Source organism: Brooklawnia sp. (assembly GCF_032229645.1).
Classification (GTDB): domain Bacteria; phylum Actinomycetota; class Actinomycetes; order Propionibacteriales; family Propionibacteriaceae; genus Brooklawnia.
The window spans coordinates 1-11,824 of record NZ_JAVTWX010000008.1 but is presented as its reverse complement, the minus strand read 5'-3'; the positions used below and the strand labels follow the sequence as shown (position 1 = coordinate 11,824).

Here is an 11,824-nt window from a genome sequence, read left to right as displayed (position 1 = left end):
CTCGCCGCGAATCTCCATGGGTGAAGCGCGCGCGGTTTTGTCGCTCGCACCGCCTACAGTGAGTCGGCGTGAGTACCGAAGCATCGCTGGCAGACCGCGTCCTGGAGGGACTGGACGCAGAACAGCGCGCCGTGGCGACGAGTTTCGGTCGTCCGGTCGTGGTGCTTGCCGGCGCCGGAACCGGCAAGACGAGAGCGATCACGCACCGGATCGCCTATGGGGCGGCGACCGGCGCGTTGCAGGCCAGGCATACCTTGGCCGTCACGTTCACCAGCAAGGCGGCCGCGGAGTTGCGCCACCGGCTCGCCGGGCTCGGGGTGCCGCGGGTGCAGGCCCGTACCTTCCATGCCGCCGCGTTGCGACAGCTGAGCTATTTCTGGCCGCGGGTGAACGGGGTCGAGTTGCCGCCGGTGGCCAACGGCACCTTCGGCCTGATCGCGGAGGCCGCGCGCGCCCTGCCGGTCAGCATCGAAACACCGTTGTTGCGCGACCTGGCAGCGGAGATCAGCTGGGCGAAGGTCTCGAACGTGCCATCCGAGCGCTACATCGAGTTGGCTGCGAAGGCGCGGCGCGAGGTCGACGGCTTGGATGCCGAGCAGGTGGCGTCGGTGTTGCTGCGCTATGAACAGGTGAAGAAGCACCGGGGTGTCATCGATTTCGACGACATTCTGCTCTGCGCGATCGCATTGCTGCACGAGCATCCCGAGGTGGCCGACGAGGTCCGCGACCAGTACCGCCATTTCACCGTGGACGAGTACCAAGATGTCAGCCCCATTCAGCGCACCCTGCTGGAGTTGTGGCTGGGGGAGCGCAGTGACATCTGCGTGGTCGGCGACCCCAACCAGGCCATTCACACCTTCGCCGGAGCTCAGCCCGCCTATCTGACGGGCTTCACCCGAGATCATCCCGATGCGTTCACTCTCAAGCTGCGCACTAACTATCGTTCGACGCCGCAGGTGCTGGACGCTGCGAACGCGCTGATTGGACGCGATGCCAGATTGCGCGCCACCCGCGATGCCGGCCCGGACGTCGAGGTCATTCCCGCCTCCGATGAGCAGACCGAAGCAGCCGCAACGGTGGCCTGGTTGGTCGACCACCATCGCGCGGGAATGGCGTGGAACCAATCAGCGGTGCTGTACCGGATCAATGCGCAGTCGGAGGCGCTCGTCGACGAACTACGGGCGGCGAAGGTGCCCTATGCGGTGCGCGACGCAGAGCATCAAGATCGGTCCGATGATGCTGTGACACTGTCGACGATCCACTCGGCGAAAGGCCTCGAGTGGGAGGCGGTGGCGATGATCGGCCTGTCCGATGGCCTGCTGCCGTTCATCATGGCAGACACGCCGGCAGCGATCGCAGAGGAGAAGCGGCTGCTCTATGTCGGATTGACCAGGGCACGAACAGAACTCAGACTGTCGTGGGCGCAGGGCGGGACCGTGGGACGCGGTCGTCGCGAGCCGTCCCGGTTTCTTCGTGCGGCCGGATTGGTCGAACCCGCCTCAGCTGCCGGCCCGCGTACGAAAGGTGTCCGCACCCGCAAGCCGCGGACGCTGCCGTCCTGCCATGTCTGCGGAAAAGCGTTGAGCGACGCCGTCGAGATCAAGCTCGGACGCCATACCGATTGCGTTGCCGACTTCGATGAGCAACTCTTCGATGCACTACGCGAATGGCGCTGGGAAGAGGCTCAAACCCAGTCGGTGCCTGCCTTCGTGGTCTTCACGGACGCGACCTTGCGCGCGCTAGCCGAACAGCGGCCGGAAGAGCTAGCGAATCTGACAAAAATTCCCGGCATCGGACCAGCGAAATGCGAACGCTACGGCAACCAGATCATCGAGGTGATCGCAGACCATGCGTCCGACTAACCCAATGCCGGGAAGGCGGCAGATCTCAGGCCCTACCCAGGATCCGGTTCAGGTTGGTGCTGCACACCGGACACTTCGCCTTGGCCATCTTGGTGCCCTTGTCGTTAACCACCACGTTTCCCTTGGCCTCGCGCTTCTCCTTGCACTTCACGCAGTAGAACTCGCCTTCATAGGTTTCCTCAGCCACAGTCTTCTCCTTAACTCGGGGGCCGGGTTTCAGGCCACTGACGCCGATATTAGCGGTCACAGGTTCGGTGCGCAGCCAGTGAACCATGCGCGAAACCATCCGGAACGCCCGAGAATCGCCCGGTCTGGGCCGCGCAGGTTGCAGCCGGGACGTAGCAGAGCCCCCGGAGCCGAATCCCATGCCTTCCCCTGCACGGATTCGATTACCGGAGGCTCTACAGGAAAGCTAATGCCCGTCGGGCATCACCGTCAAGCCAATGACGTCGAGTGAGCGATACCATGTCACAGCAGATCCAACCCGCTCAAGAAGTGCTGCCGAGCGCCACCCTCCACCTGCCGCCGTTGCCGGCAGGTCTGGCCGGCGTCCGGGTACGGCGCAGCGCGCGTCGCCGCAAGACTGTCTCGGCGCGTTTGGAGGCAGGCGAGGTCGTCATCTTTCTGCCCGCCGGGCTGCCGTCGTCCGAGGAACAGGAGTGGGTGAATCGGATGGTTCAGCAGCTGGCGGTCAAGCAGACTCGCTTGTCTCGTTCGGACGAAGATCTGATCCGCCGGGCTCGTGAGATCGCGGCTCAGTACCTCAACGCTGCCGCGGGGCGCGAGCTTCGTCCGACCTCGGTGCGCTGGGTGACCAATATGAGTCATCGATGGGGCTCGTGCAGCATCGATACCGGCGAAATCCGGTTGAGCGATCGACTTCAGACCATGCCCGAATGGGTGATCGACTACGTGCTCGCTCATGAACTGGCACACCTGAGATTCGCCGGCCACGGGCAAGGTTTCAAGCGACTCGTTGCGCACTATCCGCAGGCGGAGCGAGCGGCCGGCTATCTGGACGGCTGGAGTGCCGCCCGATCGGCGGCACCGCCCGGCTAAGGACCCTCAGAGCCCTAATCGTCCGCTTCACCTGACTCGTCACGGCGTTCGCGCTCGGCTTGTTCCAGCAGCCGGGCCAACTCGGCGTCCATGTCGTCCCCGGCGTCTGAATCCTGATCGGGAGCGAGCAGCCGCAGCGGGTCGTCGAGATCGGCGGCGGTGGGCATCAGATCGGGATGAGCCCAGACCGCATCGCGTCCGGCGATACCGCGCTCGCGGGTCAGGCCGGACCACAGATTGGCGGCGTCCCGGATCCTGCGCGGCGACAACTCCAAGCCGACCAGTGCGGAGAAGAGTTGTTGCGCGGGACTATCGGTGGCGCGGCGACGTCGGACCGCTTCCGATAGGGCATTGGCCGCATGCGGCATCCAGGTGTTCACCGTCGTGGCGGTCACCTCGTCCACCCAGCCCTCGAGCAATGCGAGCAGCGCTTCGAGTCGTCCGAGGATCTCGCGTTGCTCATCGGTCTGGGTGGGCGCGAAGAGGCGGCCCTGCAACTGCTCGCTGAGTTCGGCGAGCCGTTCGGGGGTCAGCGCGCTGAGGTCGCTCACATCGATTGTCGAGGTGATCGCACCGACGTCGATGGTGATCTCGCGGGCATAGTGCTCCAGCAACGCGAGTATCTGCGGGGCAAGCCAGCCGACCTGGGCGAACAGCCGCTGCCGCGCCCCTTCGCGCACCGCGAGGTAGATCCGCACATCCTCGTCCGAGATGCCCAGCCCCGAACTGAAGTCGCTGACATTGGTGGGGAGCAACGCCATCTGCGGTGCCGGGAGAAGCTGAATGCCGATCTCGCTACCAGAAACGACCTGGCCGGAGATTTTGCCGATCGCCTGGGCAAGCTGGGTGGTGTACATCGCGCCGGCCGAGGTACGCAGCATCGGGGCCATCATCGCCCCGAACTGGCCGAGTTCTGGGGGGACTTCCTCGCCGACGGAGAACTGATCCCCGAACGAGGTCGCCAGCGCATCAGCGATGCGAACGACGATCGGCTCGGCGACCGTTTGCCATGCGCCCATGGTCTTCTCGACCCATTCGGCACGGCTCCAGGCCGCCGGGGGGCGAACCAGTGGACCGAAGCTGACATGCTGGTCGAGCCAAAGGCTGGCCAGCCGATCGGCCTCGGCAACCTGCTGCTGATCGCGATGACCGGGCACCGGATCGGGACCCAGCGAGGCCGTCACGTGACGCGCCGTAGTCTTGGCGCTGTTCCAATCGAGGCCGTTGCCGTCCGCATTGCCAGCCATCGACGCCATCGCCTGCTGCAGCTGAGCGATCAGCTTGTTGAAGTCGAAATCGCCGCCCGAGCCACTAAACTGGGCGAACCAATTGGCCATGTCGTCATTCATCGTTCACCGTCGTTCCTGATCATCGCTTGGCCTCTATTCAACCGCACCGGGCAACCGGCGCACACCCAGTTTGCGGGACCGGTAGAGTCAGGGGATACCTACCTGTCAGACGGAAGGGCGGGCCTATGACCAAACAGGGCTGGACGGCGGTCGTTTCCACAGCCTTGTTCGTCGTGCTCATTGTCGCGATCTCGCTCGTACCGGTGCCGTTCGTGTCGTGGTCGTCGGGCCAGGCGATCGATCTGCTGGGCAAGAGCGGCGACAAGCCTGTGCTGCAGATCGGCGGAGCAAACACCTACGGCACCAACGGTCAGCTGTTGCTGACGACGGTTTCGGTGACCAAGCAGGACTCCGAGATGACGCTGCCACAGGCATTCTTGTCGTACGTCTTTCCCGATCAGATGGTGCTGCCACGCGAGAGGGTCTATCCGCAGGGTCGTCCGGTCGACCAGCAGCAGGGCAATGAGAACAAGGTGATGGCCGACTCCCAGCGCGATGCTACGGTCGCGGCACTGTTGGCCGCCAGCATCCCGGTGACTCCGCTGCCGCAGGTCACTCAGGTCTCCAGTTCGGGACCCGCTTACGGCAAGGTGGCGGTTGGCGATTTCATCAGCACTGTCAACGGCTCGGTGGTTGAACGCAAGTCCGAGGTCGCGGCCGTGGTCAGCCAGGAGCAGCCCGGCTCGGTGATCCGACTCGGGTTGCAGCGCGGCAGTGAGCAGCTTGAGGTCTTCGTGATCGCGGTGGCCGATCAGGACGATCCTTCGGTGGCGCGCATCGGCGTCGAATTGGAGAACAACTACGAGTACCCGGTCGACGTGCAGGTGAACATGGAATCCGAGGTCGTCGGGTCATCCGGGGGACTGGCATTCGCGCTGGCCATCTACGACGAGTTGACGCCGGGCTCGCTGATCGATGACCGGACGGTGGCAGCCACCGGGACGATCACCGCTGCCGGTGATGTCGGCTCGATCGGTGCGCTGCGCCAGAAACTGCGGGGCGCGGAGCAGTCGGGTGCCCAGATCATGCTGGTGCCCGAGGGTAACTGCGTCGATATCGAGGGCATCGATAGCTCGGTGACCGTGGTGAAAGTGACGAAGCTGAGTGATGCCATCACCAGCCTGGAACTATTGAAGAATCCGACGACAGCCGATCAGGTACCGAGATGTTGACGAACAGCGAACAGCAGACCGAGGCGCTGCTGGCCGGACTCGTCGAGGTCGAACGGTACGTCGGGAGGGCAGGTTGGGATCAGCCTGCTCGGCTGTTTGCGCTCGTGCTTACATCTCAGCTGCTGGCCGCGGAGCCTTCGCTCGCGGACCAACTGACCGTCACGAGCCCCGACGCGCTGTCCTCGGTCGAACAAGACGACTTCCATCCGGGCACCGATCTGGAGACCGCGCTGTCACAGATCTACTGGCCGCCTACCGTGACCGGCTGCGCGCTATCGGTGGAACGCAGCTTCCTGCCGCCCGACCTGGACTCCGAGATACCTCCCGATCCCGCTCGTGCCGCCGAGTTCGTGGCGCATCATCCGCAACGGCAGGATCTGCGGGTGGTCGCCGGCGCCGTACGAGCCGCAAACGGCGCCATCATCACCCACTGCGTCGCGCGCGTGGCGTCGAACCCCGACGACCTGCTCGTTGGTGCGGACATGGTGCCTGCCCTGACTCAAGCTATTGCCTGGACACTGCAAGACAACGAAGGGAACTCATGAGCTCCACGACCACCGGTGAGCGTGCCGTGCCGAGACGCCGAGGCGCTTTGGCCCCAACGATCATCGTATTGACAGTAGTCATCCTGTTGTTCATTCTCTTTGCGCGGATCTTGACCGACCTGCTGTGGTATCGCTCCGTCGATGCCGAGCAGGTTTTCACAGTGCGATTGGGCAGCACCGTCGGGCTCTTCGCGATCTTCAGCGTCCTGATGGGCGCTGCCGTGTGGATCAACATGGCGATCGCCTACCGGCTGCGTCCGCGCGGGGTGCAGGTGGCTTCATCCAGTTCGCTCAGCAGCTACCGGCAGGTGATGGAACGGCACACCCGGCTCACTGTGGCAATCCCCGCTGTGTTGCTTGGCATCATGGCCGGGGCAGGCACGGTGTCAAACGTTGAGATGTTCCTGGCATGGGTCAACGCCACCCCGTTCGGTACCACCGATCCGTACTTCGGTCTGGACATGTCCTTCTTCGTTTTCCAGTTGCCCTGGTGGCGTTGGGTGGTCGGCCAGGTGATCTGGACGCTGGTGGTCGCCCTCGTGGCGGCGGCTGCCGTCCACTTCATCACCGGATCGCTGCGTACCAGCCCGATGCGGGTGACGACGGCCGGCGAAGGCCAGTCGCCGGAGATTAGGTTCAGCAATCCGTTCACCAAGAAGGCTCAGGCCCACATCTCGGTGCTGTTGGGGCTGATCACTCTCGCAATCGGTGTCGACCAGTGGCTCGGACGCTACGGTTTTGCGATCTCGGACAACGACACGCTGTTCACCGGAATCGGCTACACCGATGACCACGCCCGGATCACGGCCAAGATGATCATGTCGATTATCTGTCTGGTCTGCGCGATCGCGTTCTTCGTCAATGCCAAGATCCGTCGCTGGATGTTGCCGACCTCGGCGGTCGCCTTGGCAGTGGTATCCAGCCTGATCGTCCAAGCGGGCTATCCGGCATTGGTTCAGCAGTTCGATGTGCGCCCGAACGAACCCGACCGAGAACGCCCGTATATCGTCAACCAGATTGCGGCCACCCGCGAGGCCTACAACGTGACCGATGTCGAACTCACCGACTATTCGGCGACCACGACGGTCAGTGCGGGCCAGCTCGTCCAGGATGCCTCGGTGCTGCCGGGCATCCGGTTGATGGACCCCCAGGTCATCTCGCCCACCTTCGAGCAGCTGCAGCAGGTGCGCGGTTACTACCAGTTCCCCGAGGTCCTCGACGTCGACCGGTACACCATCGACGGCCAGGAGACCGACGCGATCATCGCCGCGCGAGAGATCAACGTCGGCGGCCTGCCCACCGAGAACCAGACCTGGAACAATGTGCACACGGTCTACACCCACGGCTACGCGGCGGTCGCCGCATACGGCAATCGCCGTCAGTCGAGCGGTGAACCCGAGTGGATCGTGCGCGATATTCCGCCGGTGGGCGCCATCAATCAGGTGCAGCCGCGGATCTACTTCGGTGAGAACACCACCGAGTACGCGGTCGTCGGTAGTGCTGAAGGCCTTGACCCGGTCGAGCTCGACACTCCGGGTGGAAATGAGTCCGGCGGCGGTGAGACCTACAACACCTACGACGGCTCCGGCGGGGTGCCGATCGGCAATATCTTCACCCGGGCGCTGTTCGCGTCGAGATTCGCTCACATCAACCTGCTGCTGAGCAGCCGGGTACACAGCGACTCCAAGATTCTCTTCGAGCGCACCCCCGCCGAGCGAGTGGCGAAGGTTGCACCCTGGCTGAACATCGACAAGGATCCGTACCCGGCGGTGGTCGACGGCAAGGTGGTGTGGATCGTCGACGGTTACACGACCTCGGACAGCTATCCGAACTCCCAGCGTGTTGATCTGGCGAGCGCGACCAGCGACTCCACGACCTCGTGGACCCAGATCGGCTTCGAGCGTCAGAACGTGAACTATATGCGCAACTCGGTGAAGGCCGTGGTCGACGCGTACGACGGCAGCGTGACCCTTTACGCCTGGGACACCCAGGATCCGGTTCTTCAGACCTGGCAGAAGGTCTACCCGGACATGCTGCATTCGGTAGCTGAGATCAGCCCCGATCTGATGGCCCATCTGCGCTACCCGCAGGAGATGTTCAAGGTGCAGCGCCAGATCCTCGGCCGCTACCACATGACCAACCCGGATGCCTGGTACCAGCAGTCCGATCTGTGGGTGGTGCCGGAGGATCCCCGATCGGCAGACACCAAGGAGCCGGCCTACTATCTATCCATCAAGTGGCCAGGAGATGACGCTCCGGTCTTCAGCCAGACCGCCGTCTTCGTGCCGAATGAGCGCGAGAACCTGGGTGCGTACATGGCGGTGGTGGCCGAGGCCACCAGCCCCGACTACGGCAAGATCCGCGTGCTGAGGTTGTCGGACACCCACCAGGTGCCGGGTCCCAACCAGACCTTCAATGCGATTCAAACCGATCAGTTGGTGCAGCAGGCGCTACTGCCGTTCACCAGCCAGGGCGCGGCGGAACCTGTCTACGGCAACCTGCTGACGCTGCCGCTGGGCGGCGGCCTGATCTACGTGAACCCGATCTACACGCGAGGAAAGACTCAAGGCTCCTACCCGGTGCTGAGGTTCATCGTCGTGCGGTTCGGCGATCACATCGGTCTGGGTTCGACGCTACAGGAGGCCCTGGACCAGGTCTTCGAAGGCGATGCGGGCGCCTCGACCGGAGAGGGTGACACGCCCACCACGGGAGGTGAGACGCCGACGGCGCCGACGACCGGCCTTCCTGCTGTGCAGCAGGCTCTCGAGGCAGCATCCAGCGCTTATGCCGCGGCCGACGCCGCGCTGGCCAAGGGAGATCTGGGGGAGTATCAGCGCCAGATCGAGATCGCGCGCCAGAAGATGAAAGACGCGCAGGAGGCGGCCAAGTAGCCGATCGCGGTGCAGAAATCGCAGGAGGCGGCCAAGTAGCCGATCGCGATGAAGGAGGGCTGGACGACTGTCCAGCCCTCCTTCACTGTGTCCGCCCCGTGTGTGACAGGCAGGGCTAGCGACTGCCGGAAGTCACAGCGACTAGCAAATATCCGCTAGTCGCTGTGATTAGCGGCAGCCGCTGTGGGTGGGCCAGGGGTAGCTAGCGGCGGCCGCTGTGGGTGGGCCAGGGGGCCGCGGCCCAACACCTGCTCGCTCCCGCTCGTCACGCCTCGGAGGGTCCCAAAGGACCCTAGCCCTCGATCACTTTGACCTCGGCCGACATTCCCTCGGCTTCCAGGCCGCCGACCAGCTGCTCTGCGTCGCCGCACAGCACTACGCTCAGCTCCTCCGGCCGTACGGCATCGATGAACGCCTCGGTGGCCTCGGACGCGGTGACAGCGGCGATCTTCGCCTGCTGCTCGTTGAACCATGAGGCGGGCAGCCCGGTGCCGGCGAGCACGGATGCCTCGTCCGCGATCGCGTCGGCGGTTTGGAATCGCAACGGCGCGATGCCCAGCAGAAACGTCTTGGCGTCCAGTACCTCGGCGCTGCTGAACGGTTCGTCGGTGATCCTCAGCAGGTCGAGCGCGGCCGCTGCGGCCGGAGCGGCGACCTCGGTGCGGCAGCTGGTCTGCATCACGAAGCTGCCGTGGCTGCGCAGCGGGCGGAATCCGGCGTTCGCCCCGTAGGTGAAGCCGAGCTCTTCGCGCAGCACGCGGTTCAGTCGGGAGCCGAAGGACCCGCCGATCGCGCACGAGGCCACCTGCAGCCGGGCCCACCGGGGATCGAGGCGGCTGGGGCCGAATCCGCCGATGCGCAGGTCGGCTTGCACCGAACCCGGACGATCGATGACCCAGACCACCGGCGCCGCCGGATTGGCGATCGTTGTCTCATGCTGAGGTCGCTCGCCACCGGGAACCCAGGAGCCGAAGGCATCCGCGGCCAGCTGCGCGGCATCAGCGGGCAACTCGCCGGCCAGGATGATCGTTGCGCCGCCCGGGTGCCACCAGCGCTGATGGAACGCTGCCACATCGCCGCGGGTGATGGCCTCGACGGTGCTGATCCGGCCGGCAGTCGGGCGGCCGACTCGGCAGCCGGCGTCGAAAACGGCGTTCTGGAAGCCGAGCTGGGCCAGTGCGGAGCTCCGGATCAGAGTCTGTTCGATCTCGGCCAGCCGCAGGCTGCGATGCCGTTCGATGTCGGATGCCTCATAGGCGGGTAGCGTCACGATCTCTGCGAGCAGCTTCAGTGCGGCGTCCAGTTGGGTTGCGGGCGCCTCCATCCGGCAGACGGTGGACGACTGACGTGCGGTGCCGCCATAGATCGCGCCGATGTCTTCGATGGCCTCGGCCAACGACGAGCCGGGATGAGGCAGGCTGCCCTCGTCGCTGGCGTGTACCGCGATCGTGGCGCATCCTTCGACAGCGATCGGCTCGCAGCACAGCGGGGCATCGATGACGACCTGCGCGCTGATGACATGCTGACCGGGCAGGTCGTAGAGCCACAGCCGCGTGCCGTTGTCGAGTTGAAGTTCGCGGGGCGACTGCAACGTCCAGGCCTGTGCGGGACCGACCACCGGACGGTTGGGGACGTGAGTCATGCGTGATTCCCTTCTGCAATCTCGTAGCGCAGTGTCGCTCGCGCCTCTGGGCTCAGCCAGCGCTTGGCCGCCGTGGCGATGTCGGACAGGTCGAGCTGCTGGATCTCGGCGAGTTCGTTGTTGATGCGCTGGGGATCGTCGAACAACGTCGCGTAGTAGCCGAGTTGATCGGCGCGCTCCTCGATGGGCGCGAGCGCGGCGAGCCACTCCCGCTCGAAGCCGGCCTTCGCGCGTGCCAGTTCTTCGGGACGAGGCCCTGCGGTCGCGATCTCGTCGAGGGTCGCGATGATCTCATCGGTGATCCGGGTCAGTTCGACGCCTTCGCGCGGACGCACCGAGATCAGGCCGAGCGAACTGCCGCGTGCCAGGCCAAAGTCGTCGGCGCCGATGCCCTCGGCGAGCTCCTGATCGCGTACCAGTCGACGGTAGAGCCGGGACGACTGGCCGTCCGAGATCAGCGAGAAGAGCATGTCGACAGCCAGCCGGTCGGGATGACGCAGGCTCGGCGTGCGCCAGCACAGATGGATCATGGGCCGCGGAACGTCGCGGCGGACCACGAGCTCGGGGAGCCCGGCGTGCGGCGGGAGCGCGTCCACCGTCTCGCCGGCGGGTACCGGTCCGGCAGGCAGGTCTCCGAAATAGCGCTGGGCCAGCGCCTGGCCCTGCTCGGTGCTGACGGCTCCGGACAGCGTGAGCACGGCCCCTGCGGGCCGGTACCAGGTGCGGTAGAACGCCTGCACGTCGTCGAGCGTTGCGGCATCCAGATCGGCCATCGAACCGATCGCAGGGTGGGCGTAGGGATGAGAGTCGGGGAAGTTCAGCCGCAGCAGCAGCTCGAGCTGGTCACCGTAGGGCACATTGTCGTAGCGCTGTCGCTTCTCCTCCTTGACGACGCTGCGTTGGGTGTCGAGGTTCTCCGCCGCGACATTGAGGCTTTCCATCCGGTCGGCCTCCAGCCAAAGCGCCAACTCAAGGGCCTGCGGGCCGACGGTTTCGAAGTAGTTCGTGCGGTCGAAACTCGTGGTGGCGTTCGCGCTGCCCCCTACCGCCTGAATGGCAGACAGATGCTCGCCGGAGGCGACGTGCGCGGACCCCGCAAACATCAGGTGTTCGAAGAGATGCGCGAAACCTGTCGCGCCGGAGATTTCGTCGGCCGATCCGACGCGATACCAGAGGTTGACTGCAACCCCCGGAGCGAGAGGATCGGGGTTGATCAGCACTCGCAGCCCGTTGTCGAGAGTGAGGTCGTCGACCGGATAGTGCAGACGAGTGAGTCGTGGCATGAACTGCATGCTAGCCAACCC

At 64.9% G+C, this 11,824-nt stretch carries 9 protein-coding genes; 5 read left to right on the top strand and 4 right to left on the bottom strand.

The features are described 5' to 3' along the window. Positions 1 to 68 precede the first annotated feature (68 nt). Positions 69 to 1,862 carry an ATP-dependent DNA helicase UvrD2 gene (locus AAFP05_RS00470; RefSeq protein ID WP_341727885.1) on the top strand — a complete coding sequence of 598 codons (1,794 nt, stop codon included), beginning with the start codon at positions 69 to 71 and terminating at the stop codon, positions 1,860 to 1,862. Positions 1,863 to 1,887: 25 nt separating this feature from the next. Here the strand turns inward: AAFP05_RS00470 and AAFP05_RS00465 are convergent, their stop codons facing one another. Beyond that, positions 1,888 to 2,049 carry a DUF5679 domain-containing protein gene (locus tag AAFP05_RS00465; RefSeq protein WP_341727884.1) on the bottom strand — a complete coding sequence of 54 codons (162 nt, stop codon included), beginning with the start codon at positions 2,047 to 2,049 and terminating at the stop codon, positions 1,888 to 1,890. 278 nt (positions 2,050 to 2,327) lie between these two features. On the opposite strand from AAFP05_RS00465, the gene AAFP05_RS00460 reads away from it, so the two are divergent. Next, complete coding sequence (locus AAFP05_RS00460) at positions 2,328 to 2,921, top strand: M48 family metallopeptidase (protein WP_341727883.1); 594 nt, start codon at positions 2,328 to 2,330, stop codon at positions 2,919 to 2,921. Between the two features lie 14 nt (positions 2,922 to 2,935). Here AAFP05_RS00460 and AAFP05_RS00455 read toward each other — a convergent pair whose 3' ends face one another. Next, positions 2,936 to 4,270, bottom strand: coding sequence for a zinc-dependent metalloprotease (locus tag AAFP05_RS00455; protein WP_341727882.1), 1,335 nt, complete (start codon positions 4,268 to 4,270; stop codon positions 2,936 to 2,938). Between the two features lie 125 nt (positions 4,271 to 4,395). Between AAFP05_RS00455 and AAFP05_RS00450 the strand changes: the two genes are divergently transcribed. From AAFP05_RS00450 to AAFP05_RS00440, 3 genes are read left to right on the top strand one after another with little or no spacing between them, the layout of a single operon-like run. Then, positions 4,396 to 5,442, top strand: a complete 1,047-nt coding sequence (locus AAFP05_RS00450; RefSeq protein WP_341727881.1) for a PDZ domain-containing protein — start codon at positions 4,396 to 4,398, stop codon at positions 5,440 to 5,442. Continuing rightward, a complete protein-coding gene (locus AAFP05_RS00445) occupies positions 5,436 to 5,987 on the top strand; it encodes a PPA1309 family protein (protein ID WP_341727880.1) in 552 nt (183 codons plus the stop codon). Before AAFP05_RS00450 ends, AAFP05_RS00445 begins: the two co-directional genes overlap by 7 nt. Further along, positions 5,984 to 8,878, top strand: a complete 2,895-nt coding sequence (locus AAFP05_RS00440; protein WP_341727879.1) for a UPF0182 family protein — start codon at positions 5,984 to 5,986, stop codon at positions 8,876 to 8,878. The genes AAFP05_RS00445 and AAFP05_RS00440 overlap by 4 nt, the downstream gene beginning before the upstream one ends. A 292-nt stretch (positions 8,879 to 9,170) precedes the next feature. On the opposite strand, the gene AAFP05_RS00435 is transcribed toward AAFP05_RS00440, so the two are convergent. Further along, entirely contained in the window at positions 9,171 to 10,520 is a 1,350-nt protein-coding gene (locus AAFP05_RS00435; RefSeq protein WP_341727878.1) for a pitrilysin family protein, read from the bottom strand. After that, entirely contained in the window at positions 10,517 to 11,803 is a 1,287-nt protein-coding gene (locus AAFP05_RS00430; protein ID WP_341727877.1) for a pitrilysin family protein, read from the bottom strand. The genes AAFP05_RS00435 and AAFP05_RS00430 overlap by 4 nt, the downstream gene beginning before the upstream one ends. Between the last annotated feature and the right edge of the window lie 21 nt (positions 11,804 to 11,824).